General features: G+C 70.3%; 25 protein-coding genes. 8 read left to right on the plus strand and 17 right to left on the minus strand.

Translation table 11 applies throughout. From position 1 onward, the window contains the following. Positions 1-19 precede the first annotated feature (19 nt). Entirely contained in the window at positions 20-1,342 is a 1,323-nt protein-coding gene (locus BLW32_RS19390; RefSeq protein WP_068739302.1) for a deoxyguanosinetriphosphate triphosphohydrolase, read from the minus strand. After that, positions 1,343-1,804 (minus strand): cold-shock protein, encoded by a 462-nt coding sequence (locus BLW32_RS19395; RefSeq protein WP_068739304.1) that lies wholly within the window; start codon positions 1,802-1,804, stop codon positions 1,343-1,345. A gap of 84 nt (positions 1,805-1,888) precedes the next feature. On the opposite strand from BLW32_RS19395, the gene BLW32_RS19400 reads away from it, so the two are divergent. Next, the gene (locus BLW32_RS19400; RefSeq protein ID WP_068521256.1) at positions 1,889-2,299 is read left to right on the plus strand and encodes a lipoprotein LpqH; all 411 of its coding nucleotides are present in this window, start codon (positions 1,889-1,891) and stop codon (positions 2,297-2,299) included. A gap of 57 nt (positions 2,300-2,356) precedes the next feature. Here BLW32_RS19400 and BLW32_RS19405 read toward each other — a convergent pair whose 3' ends face one another. Next, a complete protein-coding gene (locus BLW32_RS19405) occupies positions 2,357-3,760 on the minus strand; it encodes a glycine--tRNA ligase (RefSeq protein ID WP_068523198.1) in 1,404 nt (467 codons plus the stop codon). Between the two features lie 125 nt (positions 3,761-3,885). Here BLW32_RS19405 and BLW32_RS19410 point away from each other — a divergent pair, with 125 nt between their 5' ends. Then, entirely contained in the window at positions 3,886-4,284 is a 399-nt protein-coding gene (locus tag BLW32_RS19410) for an ArsR/SmtB family transcription factor (RefSeq protein ID WP_173677339.1), read from the plus strand. Further along, complete coding sequence (locus tag BLW32_RS19415) at positions 4,281-4,697, plus strand: Fur family transcriptional regulator (RefSeq protein ID WP_068521258.1); 417 nt, start codon at positions 4,281-4,283, stop codon at positions 4,695-4,697. The genes BLW32_RS19410 and BLW32_RS19415 overlap by 4 nt, the downstream gene beginning before the upstream one ends. A 30-nt stretch (positions 4,698-4,727) precedes the next feature. Here the strand turns inward: BLW32_RS19415 and BLW32_RS19420 are convergent, their stop codons facing one another. The 5 genes from BLW32_RS19420 to BLW32_RS19440 are packed head-to-tail and all read right to left on the minus strand — an operon-like array spanning position 4,728 to position 8,158. Beyond that, positions 4,728-5,336 carry a TetR/AcrR family transcriptional regulator gene (locus tag BLW32_RS19420; protein ID WP_068521259.1) on the minus strand — a complete coding sequence of 203 codons (609 nt, stop codon included), beginning with the start codon at positions 5,334-5,336 and terminating at the stop codon, positions 4,728-4,730. Beyond that, on the minus strand, positions 5,333-6,517 hold the full coding sequence (locus BLW32_RS19425) for an NAD(P)/FAD-dependent oxidoreductase (RefSeq protein ID WP_068626875.1): 1,185 nt from the start codon (positions 6,515-6,517) through the stop codon (positions 5,333-5,335). Before BLW32_RS19425 ends, BLW32_RS19420 begins: the two co-directional genes overlap by 4 nt. Further along, positions 6,514-6,702, minus strand: coding sequence for a rubredoxin (locus BLW32_RS19430; protein ID WP_068521261.1), 189 nt, complete (start codon positions 6,700-6,702; stop codon positions 6,514-6,516). Before BLW32_RS19430 ends, BLW32_RS19425 begins: the two co-directional genes overlap by 4 nt. Positions 6,703-6,737: 35 nt before the next feature. Further along, positions 6,738-6,899 (minus strand): rubredoxin, encoded by a 162-nt coding sequence (locus BLW32_RS19435; RefSeq protein ID WP_068521263.1) that lies wholly within the window; start codon positions 6,897-6,899, stop codon positions 6,738-6,740. Then, positions 6,896-8,158, minus strand: a complete 1,263-nt coding sequence (locus BLW32_RS19440; RefSeq protein ID WP_068521265.1) for an alkane 1-monooxygenase — start codon at positions 8,156-8,158, stop codon at positions 6,896-6,898. The genes BLW32_RS19435 and BLW32_RS19440 overlap by 4 nt, the downstream gene beginning before the upstream one ends. Before the next feature lie 210 nt (positions 8,159-8,368). On the opposite strand from BLW32_RS19440, the gene BLW32_RS19445 reads away from it, so the two are divergent. From BLW32_RS19445 to BLW32_RS19455, 3 genes are read left to right on the plus strand one after another with little or no spacing between them, the layout of a single operon-like run. After that, on the plus strand, positions 8,369-8,794 hold the full coding sequence (locus tag BLW32_RS19445) for a MarR family winged helix-turn-helix transcriptional regulator (RefSeq protein ID WP_068521266.1): 426 nt from the start codon (positions 8,369-8,371) through the stop codon (positions 8,792-8,794). 29 nt (positions 8,795-8,823) lie between these two features. Beyond that, on the plus strand, positions 8,824-9,246 hold the full coding sequence (locus BLW32_RS19450; protein WP_068521268.1) for an organic hydroperoxide resistance protein: 423 nt from the start codon (positions 8,824-8,826) through the stop codon (positions 9,244-9,246). Between the two features lie 38 nt (positions 9,247-9,284). Further along, entirely contained in the window at positions 9,285-10,280 is a 996-nt protein-coding gene (locus BLW32_RS19455) for a zinc-binding dehydrogenase (protein WP_068739306.1), read from the plus strand. Between the two features lie 33 nt (positions 10,281-10,313). Here BLW32_RS19455 and BLW32_RS19460 read toward each other — a convergent pair whose 3' ends face one another. The 3 genes from BLW32_RS19460 to recO are packed head-to-tail and all read right to left on the minus strand — an operon-like array spanning position 10,314 to position 12,311. Next, positions 10,314-10,721: a hypothetical protein gene (locus tag BLW32_RS19460; RefSeq protein WP_082791167.1), complete on the minus strand. Its 408-nt coding sequence runs from the start codon at positions 10,719-10,721 to the stop codon at positions 10,314-10,316. Further along, the gene (locus tag BLW32_RS19465) at positions 10,718-11,527 is read right to left on the minus strand and encodes an isoprenyl transferase (protein WP_068739712.1); all 810 of its coding nucleotides are present in this window, start codon (positions 11,525-11,527) and stop codon (positions 10,718-10,720) included. Before BLW32_RS19465 ends, BLW32_RS19460 begins: the two co-directional genes overlap by 4 nt. Next, positions 11,514-12,311 (minus strand): DNA repair protein RecO, encoded by a 798-nt coding sequence (gene recO, locus BLW32_RS19470; RefSeq protein ID WP_068521272.1) that lies wholly within the window; start codon positions 12,309-12,311, stop codon positions 11,514-11,516. The genes BLW32_RS19465 and recO overlap by 14 nt, the downstream gene beginning before the upstream one ends. Positions 12,312-12,421: 110 nt before the next feature. Here recO and BLW32_RS19475 point away from each other — a divergent pair, with 110 nt between their 5' ends. Together BLW32_RS19475 and BLW32_RS19480 are read left to right on the plus strand one after the other, a co-directional pair. Beyond that, positions 12,422-12,727 carry a hypothetical protein gene (locus tag BLW32_RS19475; RefSeq protein ID WP_068739310.1) on the plus strand — a complete coding sequence of 102 codons (306 nt, stop codon included), beginning with the start codon at positions 12,422-12,424 and terminating at the stop codon, positions 12,725-12,727. Beyond that, entirely contained in the window at positions 12,724-12,936 is a 213-nt protein-coding gene (locus tag BLW32_RS19480) for a hypothetical protein (RefSeq protein WP_068521276.1), read from the plus strand. The genes BLW32_RS19475 and BLW32_RS19480 overlap by 4 nt, the downstream gene beginning before the upstream one ends. Here BLW32_RS19480 and era read toward each other — a convergent pair. The 6 genes from era to BLW32_RS19510 form a co-directional block, all read right to left on the minus strand. After that, positions 12,933-13,889 (minus strand): GTPase Era, encoded by a 957-nt coding sequence (gene era, locus BLW32_RS19485; RefSeq protein ID WP_225535769.1) that lies wholly within the window; start codon positions 13,887-13,889, stop codon positions 12,933-12,935. The genes BLW32_RS19480 and era overlap by 4 nt on opposite strands. After that, complete coding sequence (locus tag BLW32_RS19490; RefSeq protein ID WP_068739318.1) at positions 13,886-14,209, minus strand: cytidine deaminase-like protein; 324 nt, start codon at positions 14,207-14,209, stop codon at positions 13,886-13,888. Before BLW32_RS19490 ends, era begins: the two co-directional genes overlap by 4 nt. Beyond that, positions 14,206-15,528, minus strand: coding sequence for a hemolysin family protein (locus BLW32_RS19495; RefSeq protein WP_068521279.1), 1,323 nt, complete (start codon positions 15,526-15,528; stop codon positions 14,206-14,208). Before BLW32_RS19495 ends, BLW32_RS19490 begins: the two co-directional genes overlap by 4 nt. Before the next feature lie 3 nt (positions 15,529-15,531). After that, positions 15,532-16,071 carry an rRNA maturation RNase YbeY gene (ybeY, locus tag BLW32_RS19500; protein WP_068521282.1) on the minus strand — a complete coding sequence of 180 codons (540 nt, stop codon included), beginning with the start codon at positions 16,069-16,071 and terminating at the stop codon, positions 15,532-15,534. Next, positions 16,068-17,126 (minus strand): PhoH family protein, encoded by a 1,059-nt coding sequence (locus BLW32_RS19505; protein ID WP_263865562.1) that lies wholly within the window; start codon positions 17,124-17,126, stop codon positions 16,068-16,070. Before BLW32_RS19505 ends, ybeY begins: the two co-directional genes overlap by 4 nt. Positions 17,127-17,236: 110 nt before the next feature. Further along, the gene (locus tag BLW32_RS19510; RefSeq protein ID WP_068521286.1) at positions 17,237-17,956 is read right to left on the minus strand and encodes an alpha/beta hydrolase family protein; all 720 of its coding nucleotides are present in this window, start codon (positions 17,954-17,956) and stop codon (positions 17,237-17,239) included. Between the last annotated feature and the right edge of the window lie 21 nt (positions 17,957-17,977).

Consider the following 17,977-nt stretch of genomic DNA (forward strand, 5'->3'; position numbering starts at 1 on the left):
AGTTCGAGTGTACTGCCGGTCAGCCCTCGAGGACCTTCTGGTCCAGCCGCTCCAGGCGCGTCTCCGTCATCGACGCGATCTGGTCGACCACCACGCGCAGGCGCACGGCGTCGGAGTCCGCGGCGAGGTAGGCCGGGGAGTACAGCGGATCGATGTTCGACGGTGACGCGCCCATCAGGTAGTCGGCCACGCGCAGGATCCGGTCCCGCTGCCCCTGCTGGATCGCGAGGTGCATCTGGTTCGAGTAGATGTACTGCAGCGCCATCGTTTTCAGCAGGATCACCTCGGCGCGCACGGACGGCGGCACCTCGACGTCGGCTTCGTAGCGGCACACCGGCTCGTTGCCCGTGGCGGCCCGGGTCGCGTCGATCGCGGCGGAGGCGAAGCGGCCAACCAGCTCACTGGTCATCCGCTTGAGCGCCACCGACGACGCGAGGCCGCCGTCGTACTTCGCGGCCGCGGCGACCACCTCGAACGAGGCCAGGCGGGCGCCGGCCTCCTCCAGCTCGGCCGCCTCGGCGCCGCGGAAGCTGCTCGCGCCGAAGCCGGACAGGCTGCGCACCTCGGCCGGCGAGGAGAGCGCGCGCAGGTCGAGGCGCCCCGAGAGGACCCCGTCCTCCACGTCGTGCACGGAGTAGGCGACGTCGTCGGACCAGTCCATGACCTGCGATTCGAGGCACTGCCGGGTGCCGTGCGGCCCGTCCTCGCCGCCGCGCATCCAGTCCAGGACGTGGGCGTCGTCGTCGTAGACGCCGAACTTGCCGCCGGGCTCGCGGCGGCGCCACGGGTACTTGGTGGCGGCGTCGAGCGCTGCGCGGGTGAGGTTCAGGCCCACCGACTCCCCCGCGGCGTTCAACACCTTGGGCTCGAGGCGGGTGAGGATGCGCAGGTTCTGCGCGTTGCCCTCGAACCCGCCGATGTTCCGAGCGACCTCGTCGAGGGCGCGCTCGCCGTTGTGGCCGTAGGGCGGGTGCCCGATGTCGTGCGCGAGGCCCGCGAGGTCCACCAGGTCCGGATCGCAGCCGATCCCCAGGGCGATGCCGCGACCGATCTGGCTGACCTCCAGCGAGTGGGTGAGCCGGGTGCGCGGAGTATCGCCCTCGCGCGGCCCCACGACCTGCGTCTTATCGGCGAGGCGACGCAGTGCGGCGCTGTGCAGCACCCGCGCGCGGTCCCGCGCGAAGGCGGAGCTGTGCCCCTCCCAGCGCAGGGCCTCCCACTGCGGGCCCGAGAACAGTGTGGGCTCCGTGTCCGCTTCGATGCCGGCCGTCTTGGGCGGTTCGGCGACGAGGCGTTCGACGTCGGCCGGCTGGTAGGCGGCCGGCCCGGGCAGCGAGGGCACCTACTCGGTGACCCAGCCGCGAGCGAAGGCGAAATCGGCGATCCGCTGCCGGATCTCGATGATCTGACGCGCGGTCAGATCGTCCGAGGAGTCGAGCAGCAGCTCGGTGAGCTCGTCGACGAAGGACTGCATGTCGAGCGCGCCGGCAGCGGCCGCGCGCGGCGCCGCATCCCGGCGAGGCGCCTGCTCGCGACGGTCGCCACGGTTGTCACGCTGATCACGGCTGTCGCGACGGGGCGCCGACGACGCCGCGGGCGCGCCGCCGACGACGGCGACGTTCACGGCCTTGAGCCCCTTGTCGCCCTTCTCGACGTCGAACGTGACAGCGGTGCCGGGCCGCAGCGCCGACTCGTCGAAGTCGATGTCGTTCACGTGGAGGAAGACGTCCTCGCCCCCCGCGTCCGGCGCGAGGAAGCCGAAGCCGCGCTGCGTGTCGAAATGGACCACCTTGCCGTTCGTCATGCGTCGAGTATCCCATAGTGAGACGGTGCGACCCGGTTGGTGCGGCGCGTCGGACCTGCCGCGATCCCCCGGTACGGTGATCGCATGAAGAAAGCGGCAGTCGCCCTCGCGGGCGTCACCCTGGTGGCGCTCGCGGCGTGCACCTCCCCCAACATCGACTCCAGCACCGTGGTCGAGATCGACGGCAAGGCCGAGAGTGACGCCGAGTACGTCAATGCCGGGTGCTCGCGCACCGGCGACTCCATCACGGTGGGCTCGGGCAGCGTCCAGACCGCCCGCGGCATCGGCGCCATGCTCACCGAGGGCAATCCGCCCACGGTGAACAGCCTGTTCATCGCCACCGGGGGCAACGTGATGACGGTGCTGAACACGCCCGTGGGGAAGGTCGGCTCGGCCAAGGCCTCGAAGGCGGGCAATCGCTACACGATCACGGGCGAGGCCCGCGCCGCGGACCTGAGCACCAAGAAGTTCCGCGTCGAGATCACCTGCGGCTGATATGCGTCCGCCCGTCCGGTCACGCGACCGGACGGGCGGAGCCGTCGATGTCGGAGGTCAGCAGCCGGCGAGGCGCGCGGCCAGGTACTGCTGGATCTCCGCGAGCGGCACCCGCTCCTGCGCCATCGTGTCCCGCTCACGCACGGTCACCGACTCGTCCTCGAGCGTGTCGAAGTCGACGGTGACGCAGAACGGGGTGCCGATCTCGTCCTGGCGGCGGTAGCGCTTGCCGATGCCCTGCGCGTCGTCGAAGTCGACGTTCCAGTACTGGCGCAGCTGCGCCGACAGCTCGCGGGCCTTGGGCGAGAGCTTCTCGTCGCGCGAGAGGGGCAGGACGGCCACCTTGACCGGGGCGAGGCGCCGGTCCAGCTTCAGCACCACGCGGGTGTCGGTGCCGCCGTTGGCCTTCGGCACCTCCTCCTCGGTGTAGGCGTCAACGAGGAACGCCATCAGCGACCGGGTGAGACCGGCCGCGGGCTCGATCACGTACGGCGTGTACCGCTCGCCCGACTGCTGGTCGAAGTACTCCAGCGACTCGCCCGAGTGCTCCGTGTGGGTGCCGAGGTCGAAGTCGGTGCGGTTCGCGATGCCCTCGAGCTCGCCCCACTCGCTGCCGGCGAATTCGAACCGGTACTCGATGTCGACGGTGCCCTTGGAATAGTGGCTCAGCTTCTCCTGCGGATGGGTGAACAGGCGCAGGTTCTCCGGGTCGATGCCCAGGTCCGTGTACCACTTGAGGCGGTAGTCGATCCAGTACTGGTGCCACTCGTCGTCGTCGCCCGGCTTGACGAAGAACTCCATCTCCATCTGCTCGAACTCACGGGTCCGGAAGATGAAGTTGCCGGGCGTGATCTCGTTGCGGAAGCTCTTGCCGATCTGGCCGATGCCGAACGGCGGCTTCTTACGCGCCGTGGTCATCACGTTCTTGAAGTTCACGAAGATGCCCTGCGCGGTCTCGGGCCGCAGGTAGTGCAGGCCCTCCTCCGACTCGATCGGGCCGAGGTAGGTCTTGAGCATCATGTTGAAGTCGCGGGGCTCGGTCCACTGCCCCTTGGTGCCGCAGTCGGGGCAGACGATCTCCGTCATCGGCACGGCGTCCGGGTCGATCTCCTCACCCTTGGCGGCGCGCTTCTCGGCGTACGCCTCCTGCAGGTGGTCCTGACGGTGCCGCTTGTGGCAGTTCAGGCACTCCACCAGCGGATCGTTGAACACCGACACGTGGCCCGAGGCGACCCACACCTGGCGGGGCAGGATGATCGCGCTGTCGAGGCCCACCACGTCGTCGCGCGAGGTGACCATGTTGCGCCACCACTGCTTCTTGATGTTCTCCTTGAGCTCCACACCCAGCGGCCCGTAGTCCCAGGCCGACTTCGTGCCGCCGTAGATCTCACCGGACTGGAAGACCAGTCCCCTGCGCTTGCACAGGTTGGCGACGGTATCGACTTTGGTTGCTTTGGCCACGGCGCGCTTCATCTCCGACGGGTTGTGAGAAGGAAAAACGTACGCACCGACTCTACCGTTCGGGCCCCGGCCCGCGGCGCGATGGGACGCCTCCGCCCCGCCGCTTGACGTGGCCGATCCCGCATATGAAAATGATTGTTGATAAGAGGAGGCCTCCCATTCCCACCGACATCGTCCCGACCGTCGTCGCCGACTGCCCCGTCGACCCCGGCGACCCGCCGCGCACACAGCCCGATCCCGAGGTCCTCACCGCCACGGGCGACCTATTGCGCGCCCTGGCCGCACCGGTCCGCATCTCCATCGTGCTCGAGCTCATGCAGTCCGAGCTGTGCGTGCACCAGCTGGTCGACGCCCTCGGCGTGACCCAGCCGCTCGTCAGCCAGCACCTGCGCGTCCTCAAGTCCGCGGGCGTGGTCCGCGGCGAGCGCAACGGCCGCGAGATCGTCTACCGCCTGGTCGACGACCACCTCGCGCACATCGTGGTCGACGCCGTCGCCCACGCCACCGAACGGCCGGGGGTGTGACGGTGACCGTCCACGCCACCAAGGGCACCGGCGTCCGCGCGACGAAGCAGCGCGGCGCCATCACGCAAGCGCTGCGGTCGGTGTCGGAGTTCAAATCGGCCCAGGAGCTGCACGAGCAGCTCCGCGCGGACGGCGAGTCGATCGGCCTGACCACCGTCTACCGGAACCTGCAGGCGATGGCGGACGCCGGCGCCGTGGACACCCTCCGCACGGACAGCGGCGAGGCCCTGTTCCGGCTCTGCTCGGAGGAGCACCATCACCACCTGGTCTGCCGCGAGTGCGGGCGCACCGTCGAGGTGACGGACCGGACGGTCGAGGCGTGGTCGGCGCGGACCGCGGCGGCGCACGGCTTCACCGACGTGACGCACACGCTGGAGATCTTCGGCCGCTGCGCCGACTGCTCGCGCCCCTGACCGTATCCGCGCCGGGCGGACCGGGCGGAGTCAGCTGCGGACGGCCTGGGCCAGGAAAGGCGAGAGCACGGCGGACACCTCGCGCGCCGCCTCCTCCGGGCCCTCGATCGGCATGGTGAGGTGGCTGAACGCGAGCCGCACGAGCACGCCCGCCGCCACCTGCGCGTCGGCCCGCCGGACCTGCGCCCAGCTCATGGCGAGGATCTCCGCGAGGCCCTCCGCGGCGCGCTGCATGATCGGGGTGCCGTCGATCGTCACGATCCCCATGAGATCGCGGTGGGGATTCGGCCCCACGATGTTGATGACGACGGGGTCGCCCATACCGATCTGGAAGACGCCGCGCATGGCGTCGTCGACCGCGGCGTCGATCTCGCCAGGGTGCGCGTCGATCCGCTCCTGCACGAAGGCGAGCAGGCCGTCGACGAACCGGGTGACGTACGCGACGGCCATGCCCTTGCGGGAGCCGAACTCGTTGTAGAGGGTCTGCCTGCTGACGCCGGCCTCGCGGGCGACGGCGGCCATCGTGACCGCCGACCACTCCCGCCCGCTGAGGACGCCGCTGACCGCGTCGAGCGCCTGATCCCGCACCGTTTGCTTGGGCGCGGCATCAGCGGCATCGCGCCCGACGAGGACGGTCATCGCGCGACCGCCGCCGCGATCTGCTCGGACAGCTCTCCGCGGACCGCCCGCAGTTCCTTGGGCCGGCCCATCGCCACGGCGCCCGCGAGCGCGCCGCCGCGGCTGCACCGCGCGAAGAAGGGATCGCCGCTCGCCGTGTCCATGGGGCCGTCCACCTCCAGCTCGTCGTCCGCCGCGGGCCATCCCGCGAACTGCAGCACCGCCCCGAACTGGTTCGACCAGCCCCACGGGACCGTGGGGGCGGGCGCACCGCCGAGGAGCACCTGCGCGACCGCCGTGCCCTGGTCCTGCGCCGCCGACCAGTTCTCGGCGCGGTAGGTACCGCCTTCCAGCGGATGGGGCACCCGCGCGCAGTCGCCGACGGCGTAGACGCCCTCGGCGGACGTGCGGTACTGCTCGTCCACCAGGATACCGTCGTCGACCCGGAGGGCCAGGCGCTCGGCGAGCCCCGTGTCGGGGCTCGAGCCCACCGCGACGACCAGCAGGTCGGCGACGAGGGCGCCGCCACCGGGCAGCGCGACGGAGACCTGGTCGGGGTCGACGGTGATCTCGCCCGGCCGGACGCCGAGCAGCAGGTCGACGCCGGCCTCGCGCTGCAGGCCGGCCAGGCGTTCGCCGATCGACGGGGGCACGACGCGGGCGAGGGGCAGGGTGGCCGGTTCGATGACGGTCACCGTGGCTCCGAGCTTCGCGGCGGCCGAGGCCACCTCGGAGCCGATCAGGCCCGCGCCGAGGACGATCACGCTGCCGGCGCGGCCCAGCTCGTCGCGCAGCGCCGTCGCGTCGGCGAAGTCCCGCAGGTACTTCACACGGGGCGCGGGCGGCAGGCCCGGCAGCTCGCGCGCGGCGCCGCCGGTCGCGAGCACCAGCGAGCCGTAGGCGAGCGCGGCACCGTCGGACAGCTCCAGGGTGCGGGCGGCCGTGTCGCCGCCCGTCACGACGACCCCGGTGCGGACCGCGACCCCGATGTCCTCCCAGTGCGTCGCGGGCTTGAGGAGCGCCTTCTCGACGGGCATGCCCGTCAGGAGCACGTCCTTCGACAGCGTGGGCCGTCGGTACGGGAGGTGCTGGTCACGCCCGACGAGGGTCACTGCCCCGTCGAATCCGCCGGTCCGCAGCGCAAGGGCCGCGGTGGCGCCCGCGACGCCCGTGCCGACGATCACCACACTGTCGGTGCTCATGCCCGGGACACCTCGACCATCTCGAAATCGGCCTTGGCGGCACCGCAGTCGGGGCAGGACCAGTCGTCGGGGATGTCGTCCCAGCGGGTGCCGGGCTCGATGCCGTCCTCGGGCCAGCCCTCGGCCTCGTCGTACTCGAAGCCGCACTGGAGGCAGCGGAACAGCTTGAAGGGGGCGTCACTCATGATCGGTTCCTCTCTCGTCGGGGGGATTCGGTCGTTCAGACCGGTTCGAAGTCGACCTTGTCGCGGACCCCGCAGTCGGGGCAGTTCCAGTCGTCGGGGATGTCGGTCCAGAGGGTGCCGGCGGGCCACCCCTCGCGGGGCGCGCCTGCGGCCTCGTCGTACACGTAGTCGCACACGGGACACTGGAAGGAGCTCATGCGGCGGCCTGCTCTCCGGTGGTGGTGGCGCCGTACTGGGCGAGCACCTTGTCGCGGACGCGGGGGTGGATGTTGACCTTGGTGATGTCGCCGTCGTAGTGATCGAGCACGCGGTGGTCCATCAGGCGGCGCCACAGCGGCGGGAAGTACGTCAGGCCGATGAGCGTGGCGTAGCCCTGGGGCAGCGACGGGGCCTCTTCGAAGGACCGCAGCGTCTGGTAGCGGCGCGTGGGGTTCGCGTGGTGGTCGCTGTGGCGCTGCAGGTGGTACAGGAAGACGTTGGTGATGATGCGGTCCGAGTTCCAGGAGTGCTTCGGGGCGCAGCGCTCGTAGCGGCCGGAGGCGGTCTTCTGGCGCAGCAGGCCGTAGTGCTCGAGGTAGTTCACGGACTCCAGGAGGCTGAATCCGTACACGCCCTGGATGATCAGGAAGGGCAGGACGTACCAGCCGAACACCGCGGTCAGGCCGCCGAACAGCACGACCGTCATGATCCAGGCGTTGAGCACGTCGTTCTTGAGCGTCCACGGGCTCTTGCCGAGCCGCTCGAGGCGCGTCTTCTCCAGGCTCCACGAGGACTTCAGGCTGCCCCACACGCTGCGCGGCAGGAACTCCCAGAAGGTCTCGCCGAAGCGGCCGGACGCAGGATCCTCGGGGGTCGCGACGCGGACGTGGTGGCCGCGGTTGTGCTCGATGAAGAAGTGGCCGTACATGGCGGGCGCGAGGGTGAGCTTGGCGATCCAGCGCTCGTTCTCGGGCTTCTTGTGGCCCAGCTCGTGCCCGGTGTTGATCGCGATGCCGGCGACCACGCCCAGGCTGAGGGTGAGTCCGATCTGGCTGATCAGGCCGAGCCCGCCGCCGTTCGCATAGACGCCGCCCAACCAGGTGAGGTTGTCAGCGGTGAGGAGGTAGCACATGAAGACCAGCGAGGCGAGCTGGAAGGGCAGGAAGATGTAGGTGAGCCACTTGTAGTACTTGGAGTTCTCCAACGCCTCCATCACCTCCTCCGGCGGGTTCTCGCCGTCGTCGCCGGCCTTGATGTCGACGATCGGGAGGATCACGTACAGGAGGATCGGGCCGATCCACCACAGCACCGGCGCCAGGTACATGAGCGGGGTGCTGCCGATGCCGAGCAGCATCATGAGCCCCACGGCGAAGAACAGGGCGGTGGGGACGAACAGGCCCCACAGCCAAAGTCGCTTCTTGTGGTCGGTCCAGACGGCTTCGTTGCCGTCCGCGTCGATGTAAGCCAGGCCCTTCACGGTGCCCTCCTTAATCCGTTCGCCCCCGGCGGGGGCTGTGACTGAGGTCATACGCTCTGGCCTCAGTATTTGACACCTACGACGCGTTTGTCAAGCGATTCGTGGACATATTCCGTAGATCTGTAAACCCGCAGGTAGACAGATTCGACTCGCTCGTACAATGACGAGTTTTTAGTTGTGCGCAATCGAGTTGTGTGCAATCCTTATGGGGTGGAAGCGAACCAGACCTTGAACGAACAGCTCTGCTTCGCGCTGTACTCGGCCGCGCGGGTGGCGTCCAACGCCTACCGCGAGGAACTGACGGCGCTGGGCCTCACGTACACCCAGTACGTCACGCTGCTCGCCCTGTGGGAGCGCGACGGCGTCACGGTCTCCGCACTCGGCGAACGGCTGCGCCTCGACAGCGGCACCCTCTCACCGCTCATCCGCCGGCTCGAGGGAGCGGGCCTGCTCGAACGCCGCCGCGACCAGGCCGACGAGCGTCTGGTCACGGTCCATGTCACCGACGCCGGGCGCGCGCTGCGCCCCAGGGTCGATGCCGCGAGGAGCCGGGTCTACGAGGGCTTCAACCTGCCCGTGGAGGACGCGATCGCCCTCCGCGATCTGGCGAACCGCTTCTGCGCAGCGCACACCTGACCCCCACCGTTCCAGGAGGAACCACCACCATGAATCCCGTCTACACCGCCGAGGCCATCGCCACCGGCGCCGGCCGCGACGGCCGCACCCGTACCGACGACGGTCGCGTCGACCTGCAGCTCGCCATCCCGAAGGAGATGGGCGGCTCGGGCGACGGCGCGAACCCCGAGCAACTCTTCGCCGCCGGCTACGCCGCCTGCTTCCACAGCGCCCTGCAGATGGTGGCCCGCTCGCAGAAGGTCGACCTCGGCGACTCCAGCGTGGGTGCCCGGGTCGGCATCGGCCCCAACGGTTCCGGCGGTTTCGGCCTCACCGTCGCGCTCGAGGTCGTCATCCCCGACGTCGAGCACGACGCCGCCCAGGCCCTCGCGGACGCGGCGCACCAGGTCTGCCCGTACTCGAACGCCGTGCGCGGCAACGTCGACGTCTCCGTGACCGTCGCCGACGACTGAACTCACCTCACCCCACCACCCCCGACAAGGAGACATCCATGCGTGCACTGATCCAGGACGAGTTCGGCGACCCCGCGAGCGTCCTGTCCGTCCGTGAGGTCCCGCTGCCCGAGCCGCGGCCCGGCCAGGTGCGGATCCGCACCCTGCTCGCCCCGATCCACAACCACGACCTGTGGACCGTGAAGGGCGACTACGGCTACAAGCCCGCCCTCCCCGCGGCGTCGGGCTCCGAGGCCGTCGGCGTCATCGACGCGCTCGGCGAGGGCGTCGAGGGTTTCACCGTCGGCCAGCGCGTCGCCACCGGCTCAGCCTTCGGCACGTGGGCCGAGTACTTCGTCGCCGGCGCCGCAGGCCTCCTGCCGGTCCCCGGGGAGATCTCCGACGAGGCCGCCGCCCAGCTCTTCTCCATGCCGTTCAGCGCGATCAGCCTGCTCGACTACCTGAACGTCCAGCCGGGGCAGTGGATCGTGCAGAACACCGCGAACGGCATGGTCGGGCGCATGCTGGCGCAGCTCGCGTCCGCCCGGGGGATCAACGTCACGGGCCTGGTCCGACGGTCCGCCGCCGTCGACGAGCTCGCGACCTTCGGAGTGACGAACGTGATCGCCACCGACACCGAGGGCTGGCGCGACCGCGCCAAGGAGCTCGCCGGTGAGGCGGGCTACGCGGCGGCCGTCGACTCGATCGGTGGCGCGGCGAGCACCCAGCTCGCCCTCCTGCTCGGGCAGCGCGGCACCCTGGTCTCGTTCGGCGCGATGAGCGCCACCAACCCGGGCGAGGGCGCGATGCTGGAGATCCCCGTCAACGTCGCGATCTTCAAGGAGATCGTGGTCAAGGGGTTCTGGGGTCGCACCGTGAGCCAGGAGATGGATCCCGCCAAGCGCGCCGAGCTGATGGGCGAGGTGATCAGCGGCGTGGCGGCCGGCACTCTCGCACTCCCCGTCGACGGGGTGTACCCGCTCGACGAGGTCTCCTCCGCCGCAGCGGCGAGCGGCCGGCCGGGCCGCGTGGGCAAGGTCCTGCTGCGCCCCTGATCGATCCGCCCCGACGGGGCGCGGCGTGCGCCGTCAGCCGACGAGGCGGCGGCGCGCGTCGACGCCCTGCGCCAGCACGAACAACACGAACTCCCGCAGGGCGTCGCCCGCGAGCGTGCCCGCCGGGAAGCTGTAGTGCAGCACCAGATCGGCCGAGACCTCCCGCTCCATGAGCCGGAGGGAGCCGAACTGCACGGCTTCCGCCACGGACCGAACGTCGGTGCGGAGCTCGTCGGTCAGTGCGAGGTCCCAGGCCACCACCTGGGTCAGCGAGTAGACGTCCACGTCGCGCGCGAGTTCGAAGACCTGCACCGATGCCGGCGTCTCGCCGAAATCGACCAGCACGGCCTGGTTCTCGTCGCGCCGCAGCACCACCCCGTCGGCCAGCGCCGATTCGAGCCGCGCGCGCAGCGCGTCCAGCCGAGGGTCCTGCGCCGTCACTGGGCGCCGCCGAACCGGCGGTCGCGCTTGGCGTACTCCAGGCACGCGTCCCAGAGGTTCCTGCGGTCGAAGTCGGGGAACAGCGTGTCCTGGTAGACGTATTCGGCGTAGGCGCTCTCCCACAGCAGGAAGTTCGAGCTCCGCTTCTCCCCCGACGGCCGCAGGAACAGGTCCACGTCCGGCATGTCCGGTTGATAGAGGTACTGCTGGAAGGACTGCTCGGTGATGCGGTCCGGGTTGATCTCCCCGGCCGCGGCGCGACGCGCGATCTCCCGTGCGGCGTCGACGATCTCGGCCCGGCCGCCGTAGTTGACGCACATCGTCAGCGTCATGACGGTGTTGTCCTTGGTGAGCTCCTCGGCGACCTCGAGCTCCTTGATCACGCTGGCCCACAGGCGCGGCCGCCGTCCGGCCCACTTCACCCGGACGCCCATCTCGTGCATCTCGTCGCGGCGGCGGCGGATCACGTCGCGGTTGAACCCCATGAGGAAGCGCACCTCCTCCGGGCTGCGCGACCAGTTCTCCGTCGAGAAGGCGTACGCCGACAGCTGCTTCACGCCGATCTCGATGCACCCGCAGACGGTGTCCATGAGCACGGCCTCGCCGCGCTTGTGCCCTTCGGTGCGCGCCATGCCGCGCTCCTTGGCCCAGCGGCCGTTGCCGTCCATGACGAGGGCAACGTGGTTCGGCACCAGCTCCGCGGGGATCTCCGGCGGCGTCGCCCCCGACGGATGCGGGTCCGGCGGGCGGACGGTGACCGGCGCTCCCGCACCGGAAACAGCAGTCTTGGACCTACCCCGCCGCAGTCCCGGCACCGTCGACCTCCCTCTCACCGGCCGCGAGGGCCGGGCTGTGCGGCGCGTGCCGCTCGATCATGGGCAGCGACCGCAGCTGCCGCCCCACGTGCCACTGTAGGTGTGCGGCGGCGAGGCCGTTGGCCTGCCTGCGCACCCGCTCGCCCGTGGTCTCGGCGAAGTCGAAATCGGCTCGGGCGAGGGCCGCCATCAGGTCCAGCACGCCCTGCCCCGGCACCGCCGAGCCCGACGGGCGGCAGTGCACGCAGACGGCGCCTCCGGCGGCCACGTGGAAGGCGCGATGCGGCCCCTCGTCGCCGCAGCGGGCGCAGATCGTGAGCGCGGGTGCCCAGCCCGCTGACTCCATGGCGCGCAGCAGGAACGAGATCAGGACGAGGTCGCGGTCGCGCACGCCGGCCGCGATGGCCCGCAACGCGCCGACGGTGAGCCGGTGCAGCTCCAGCGCCGGGGCCCGCTCCTCGCCCGCCAGCCGCTCCGCGGTCTCGATCACCGCGCACGCCGTGGTGTAGCGGCCGTAGTCGCCCGCCAGATCGCCCGAGTAGGCGGCGATCGAGTGCACCTGCGTCACCATGTCCAGGTTGCGGCCGGGGTGCAGCTGCAGGTCGACGTGCGCGAACAGCTCCAGCCGGGCGCCGAACCGCGACCGCGGCCGGCGCACCCCCTTCGCGACGGCGCGGACCAGGCCGTTGTCCCGGGTCAGCAGCGTGAGGATGTAGTCGGCCTCCCCCAGCTTGTGCTGCCGCAGCACCACAGCGCTGTCCCGGTACGACCTCATACCCTCCATCATCCCACCCCGCCCCGACATCGACGACGAAGCCGCGCCGCCGCGCTTGTCAGTGCACCGCGGCATGATGCCGACATCATCGATTCTTCGGGGGGAGAACCATGACGGCACAGGCCTGGGCCACGCTGACGGTCGGAATGATCGCGGGCCTCATAGCGGTCGTGACCATCAGTCAGAGACGCCTCGCGGACAACCGGAAGGAATGGTGGACGAGATTCCAGTGGGCACTCGACGCGACCTACTCCGTCGAGGGCGACAGGCGCCGCGATGCCTGGGCGATCATCGACGACCTCGTGATCTCTCCCCTCATCACCACCACCAAGGACGGAGTGGCCATGCACATGACAATGACGCGGTACCGGGGCGATACTGACAGCACGTCCCGGCACGAAGGAGGCGAATCATGACACGGATCAAGGAGCCCGTGACCATGGATGAGCGGCGCGCAATGATCCGCGTCATCGTCTCCGGTCTGAACAAGTACGACCAGCCGGTATCACAACAAATGCGGGACTTCGTCGAAGGGAAGGTCGAGGATCCGGGTCCGCTGCCCTCGCCCGAAAGTCTCCTTCGTCTCCGCCGCCGCACCTGGTGGCAGCGGATGCTCGGCCGTTAGAAGCCCAGGCGGCCCAGCTGCTTCGGATCGCGCTGCCAGTCCTTGGCGACCTTGACGTGCAGGGAGAGGTAGACCTTCCGGCCCAGGAGCTTCTCGATCTCGCCGCGCGCCGCGGTGCCCACGGACTTCAACCGGGACCCGCCCTTGCCGATGATGATCGCCTTCTGCGAGGGCCGCTCCACGTACAGGAGCGCGTGCACCTCGAGCATCGCCGGCTTGCCGGACTTCTCCTGCGCCTCGGTCTTCTCCCGCTCGAGCACCTCCTCGATGACCACGGCCAGCGAGTGCGGCAACTCGTCGCGGACGCCCTCCAGCGCGGCCTCGCGGATCAGCTCCGCCATCATGGTGTCGTCGTCGGTGTCGGTGATCTCGCCGTCCGGATAGAACGCGGGGCCCGGCTTCATCTTCGATGCGATCAGCCGCACCAGGTCCTCGACCTGCTCGCCGGACGTCGCCGACACCGGGATCACGTCGCAGCCGTCGCCCAGGAACGCCGAGACGGCCAGCAGCTGTTCGGCGACCTTGTCGCGCCCCACCTTGTCGATCTTGGTGACCACGCCCATCAACGGCGTGCGGGGCGCCATGTGCCGCACCTGCTCGAGGATGTACTTGTCGCCGGGGCCGATCTTCTCGTCCGCCGGAATGGTGAGGCAGATCAGGTCGACTTCGGAGTAGGTGTCGCGCACCAGGTCGTTGAGGCGCTGGCCCAGCAGCGTGCGCGGGCGGTGCAGGCCGGGGGTGTCCACCAGCACGATCTGGCTGTCGGGCCGGTTGACGATGCCGCGGATCGTCGAGCGGGTGGTCTGGGGCCGCGAGCTGGTGATCGCGACCTTCGTCCCGACGAGCGCGTTGGTCAGCGTGGACTTGCCGGTGTTGGGCCGCCCCACGAAGCACACGAAGCCGGACCGGAAGTCCTCGCCCTCGTCGCCGGGCGTCTGGATCTCTTCGGTCACGTCAGGGCCTCTCCCCGTGCGTCGAACAACAGGACCGGTGCCGCGGCGGACACCTCGTGCAGGGCGGCGACGCCGGCGTCGGCACCGTCGGCCGAACCCACCAGGACGGCGGCCTCGAAGCCCGCGGCCCCGGAGCTGAGCGCCGTCGCGACGGCCACCTGCAGCCCCGTCAGCGCGAGGGACGTCAGGGCGACGGGCGCTCCCGCGTAGGTGCGGCCGTCGAGGTCGCGGACCGCGGCGCCGTGCCCGGCACCGGCCCGCGCCATCGCGCCGCGCGCGAGGGTCACCAGCTTGCGATCCTCGTCGGATGTCTCGGTCATGCGGGCTCCTTCTCGTCGTCGGCGGTCGCGTCGTCGTCCGACGGTGCCGCCCCCTCGGTCTCGGCGCTGCGCACCAGGACCGTGGAGATCCGCACGCGGCCGCGGCGATCGGTGGCTCCCTCGGCCTCCAGCAACAGCCCGTGCGCCCGGACCTCCGACCCCGGCAGTGGCACGCGGCCCAACGCCAGGCCGAGGAGTCCGCCGACGGTGTCGACCTCGTCCTCCTCGATCTCCTTGTCGAAGAGCTCGCCCAGCGTCTCCAGGTCCAGCCGGGCGGACACCCGGAAGACCCCGTCGCCGAGCTCCTCGACGGGCGCGACCTCGCCGGAGTCGTACTCGTCGGTGATCTCACCGACGATCTCCTCCAGCACGTCCTCGATCGTCACCAGTCCGGCGATGGAACCGTACTCGTTGACCAGGACGGCCATGTGGTTGTTGGTGTGCTGCATCTCGCGCAGCAGCGCGTCGACCGGCTTCGAGTCCGGCACGAAGACCGCCGGGCGGGCCATCCGGCCCACCTCGATGGCGTGGCGGTCGGCACCGTCGGGCAGGGCGACGAGGTCCTTGAGGTAGACGACGCCCCGCACGTCGTCGACGTTCTCCCCGATCACGGGGATGCGGGAGTGGCCCGAGCGGACCGCGAGCCGGGTGGCCTGCGACACGGACTTGTCCGCCTCGATCCACACCATCTCGGGGCGGGGCACCATGACCTCGCGGGCGGCGGTGTCGCCGAGCTCGAAGACGGACTGGATCATCTTGCCCTCGTCCTCGTCGACCACGCCGCGCTGCTGGGCGAGGTCGACGAGCTCCCGCAGCTCGACCTCCGTGGCGAACGGGCCGTTGCGGTAGCCGCGGCCGGGGGTGATGGCGTTACCGAGCAGGATGAGCAGGCGGGTGATGGGCCCCATGAGGATCGCGATGACCTGCAGGATCACGGCGGTCGCGCAGCCCAGCGTGTACGCGTGCTGGCGGCCGAGGGTGCGGGGCCCGACGCCGATGAGCACGTAGCTGACGACGGTCATCACGGCGGCGGTCACGACGGCCGTCCCCACGGTGGACAGGTAGCGGTCGAGGACGAGGAACACGAGGACCGTGGCCAGTACCTCGCACGCGGTGCGCAGCAGGACGACGAGGTTGACGTACAGCGGCCGGTTGACCAGCACGCGCTGCAGGCGCTTGGCGCCCGGGCGGCCCTCCTCGACGAGGTCCTCGACGCGCGCCGGGGACACCGTGAGCAGGGCGGAGTCGACGGCCGCGAACAGCCCGCCGAGCAGGACCAGGGCGACGACGCCGACGATCAGCAGGATCGACGAGGACACGGCTCAGTCCCGCCGCCCCAGGAAACCGGTGCGGCCGAGCAGCTTCTCGTCGCGCGCGGACTGCCGGGCGCGACGCTCCTGGTCGCGCTGCTGCGCGTAGTACTCGGCGAGGATGCTGTCCTGGAGCGCGAACATCTCGCGCTCCTCGTCGGGCTCGGCGTGGTCGAAGCCCAGCAGGTGCAACACGCCGTGCACGGTGAGCACGTTGAGCTCGTGGCCGGTGGAGTGCCCGGCGGCGGTCGCCTGCTCCGCGGCGAACTGCGGGCACAGCACGATGTCGCCGAGGGTCGCGGGGCCGGCGTCGGCCATGTCGGGGCGGCCGCCCGGGGTCAGCTCGTCCATCGGGAAGCTCATCACGTCGGTGGGACCGGGCAGGTCCATCCACTTCACGTGCAGGTCGGCCATGGTGTCGAGGTCGACGGCGAGCATGTTGAGCTCGGCACCCGGGTGCACGTCCATCGCCGCGATGGCGAACGCGGCCACCGCCACGACCTCCGCCTCGTCGACGTCGAACCCCGACTCGTTGGCGAATTCGATGCTCATCGGCGCCCCGGGATGCGTCGCGCGCCCAGCTGCGGGCGCTTGGTGGCTTCGAGCTGCTCCTCGAACTGGGAGTACGCGTCGACGATCTCGGCGACCAGTCGGTGCCGCACCACGTCCGCGCTCGACAGCTCGGAGATGTGGATGTCGTCGATGCCGCGCAGGATGCCGACGGCGGCGCGGAGACCGCTGGTGGCGCCGCCCGGGAGGTCGACCTGCGTCGCGTCACCGGTGACCACGATCTTCGAGCCGAAGCCGAGGCGGGTGAGGAACATCTTCATCTGCTCGGCGGTGGTGTTCTGCGCCTCGTCGAGGATGATGAACGCGTCGTTGAGCGTGCGGCCGCGCATGTACGCCAGCGGCGCGACCTCGATGACGCCGGCGGCCATGAGCTTCGGGATCGCCTCGGGGTCCATCATGTCGTGCAGCGCGTCGTAGAGCGGACGCAGGTACGGGTCGATCTTCTCGTTGAGCGTGCCCGGCAGGAAGCCGAGCCGCTCCCCCGCCTCGACGGCGGGGCGGGTGAGGATGATGCGGCTGACCTGCTTGGACTGCAGCGCCTGCACGGCCTTGGCCATCGCGAGGTAGGTCTTGCCGGTGCCCGCCGGGCCGACGCCGAAGACGATGGTGTGCTCGTCGATCGCGTCGACGTACTTCTTCTGGTTGACCGTCTTGGGGCGCACCGTCTTGCCGCGCCGCGAGATGATGTCGAGGGTCAGGACCTCGGCCGGCGACTCGCCGGAACCGTCGGTCATCATCCCGACGGAGCGGCGCACCTCCTCGGGGCTGACGGCGACGCCGCTGCGCACGGCGGCGAGCAGCTCGGCGAGGACCCGCTCGGCCAGCGCCACGTCGGCGGGGCGGCCGGAGAGGGTGATCACGTTGCCGCGCGCATGGACGTCCGCGTCGAGCACGTTCTCCAGAGCCCGGAGGTTCGCGTCCGCAGGGCCGAGCAGACCGAAGGTCAGCTCGATGGGGATCTCGACGGTGGACCGCGCCGGCGTCACTGCCTGAACGGGGCTGTCGGAACTGGTGGGGTCTGGCACGCGGTGCGTCAATCCTTCACTCGGCGGTTCCCGCGCCTGACGGTGCGGATACCTCCAGTTTAGTACCGCTCACCCCCGGAAGGCCCGTGGGTTTCGCCCGGGGCGGATCCGCCCCGGCGCGGTCACCGCGCGGAGAGCTCCTCGATCGCCGCCAGCGTCGCCTTGTGGCCCTTCGAGCCGGGCTCGAGGAAGTCGTCGTGGCCCTCGCCCTCGATCATCGTGAGCGTCGCATCCATGCCGTTCTCCTGCGCCTGCGAGAGGAACCACTCGGAGAGCTGGTAGGGCACCTGCTCGTCGAGCCGGCCGTGCAGGGCGCGCACGCGGGTGGTGAAGGGCATCGCCGCGACGGGGCTGGCCTGCGCGAAGGTCCGCTTGATCAACCGCTGGTTGGCGTTCGGCGCGAGGTCGAAGAGCAGGCGCATCGACTGGTCGCCGTCGCCGCGCTCGATGAGGTCGAGGACGCCGCCGCGGGAGATGACGCCCAGCAGGTCGGGGCGCTGCGCGGCCGCCCAGACCGCGAGGGTGGCACCGGCGCTGTGGGCCGCGACGATGTGCCCGCCCTTCTTCGCGAGCTTCGCGGTGCCGTAGTCGATGGCGGCGAGCACGTCGTCGCCGAGGATCGGCCACACCACGCCCGGCTCGCCGACGCGCCGGTACTCGACGTTCCACACCGGATAGCCGCGGTCGTTGAGGTCCTTCGCGACCTTCGACTCCATCGTCATCGAGTACAGGTTCCGCCAGTAGCCGCCGTGCACCAGGGTGATCAGGGGCTTGTCGGCGTCACCCGGGTAGAAGTGCCCGTGCTGCGATTCCTCGCTGCCGTAGAAGATGCGACGCGCCATCGTGTCCGAGCACTCCTTCGT

The sequence above is a fragment of the Tsukamurella tyrosinosolvens genome (genome assembly GCF_900104775.1).
Lineage (GTDB): Bacteria > Actinomycetota > Actinomycetes > Mycobacteriales > Mycobacteriaceae > Tsukamurella > Tsukamurella tyrosinosolvens.

Coding starts and splice junctions, on each gene's coding strand:
- BLW32_RS19400 (WP_068521256.1), top strand. CDS start 1,889: ATGAAGAAAGCGGCAGTCGCCCTCGCGGGCGTCACCCTGGTGGCGCTC.
- BLW32_RS19395 (WP_068739304.1), bottom strand. CDS start 1,804: ATGACGAACGGCAAGGTGGTCCATTTCGACACGCAGCGCGGCTTCGGC.
- BLW32_RS19425 (WP_068626875.1), bottom strand. CDS start 6,517: ATGAGCACCGACAGTGTGGTGATCGTCGGCACGGGCGTCGCGGGCGCC.
- BLW32_RS19480 (WP_068521276.1), top strand. CDS start 12,724: ATGACACGGATCAAGGAGCCCGTGACCATGGATGAGCGGCGCGCAATG.
- BLW32_RS19510 (WP_068521286.1), bottom strand. CDS start 17,956: ATGGCGCGTCGCATCTTCTACGGCAGCGAGGAATCGCAGCACGGGCAC.
- BLW32_RS19490 (WP_068739318.1), bottom strand. CDS start 14,209: ATGACCGAGACATCCGACGAGGATCGCAAGCTGGTGACCCTCGCGCGC.
- BLW32_RS19450 (WP_068521268.1), top strand. CDS start 8,824: ATGAATCCCGTCTACACCGCCGAGGCCATCGCCACCGGCGCCGGCCGC.
- ybeY (WP_068521282.1), bottom strand. CDS start 16,071: ATGAGCATCGAATTCGCCAACGAGTCGGGGTTCGACGTCGACGAGGCG.
- BLW32_RS19435 (WP_068521263.1), bottom strand. CDS start 6,899: ATGAGCTCCTTCCAGTGTCCCGTGTGCGACTACGTGTACGACGAGGCC.
- BLW32_RS19420 (WP_068521259.1), bottom strand. CDS start 5,336: ATGACCGTCCTCGTCGGGCGCGATGCCGCTGATGCCGCGCCCAAGCAA.
- BLW32_RS19475 (WP_068739310.1), top strand. CDS start 12,422: ATGACGGCACAGGCCTGGGCCACGCTGACGGTCGGAATGATCGCGGGC.
- BLW32_RS19455 (WP_068739306.1), top strand. CDS start 9,285: ATGCGTGCACTGATCCAGGACGAGTTCGGCGACCCCGCGAGCGTCCTG.
- BLW32_RS19430 (WP_068521261.1), bottom strand. CDS start 6,702: ATGAGTGACGCCCCCTTCAAGCTGTTCCGCTGCCTCCAGTGCGGCTTC.
- recO (WP_068521272.1), bottom strand. CDS start 12,311: ATGAGGTCGTACCGGGACAGCGCTGTGGTGCTGCGGCAGCACAAGCTG.
- BLW32_RS19410 (WP_173677339.1), top strand. CDS start 3,886: ATGAAAATGATTGTTGATAAGAGGAGGCCTCCCATTCCCACCGACATC.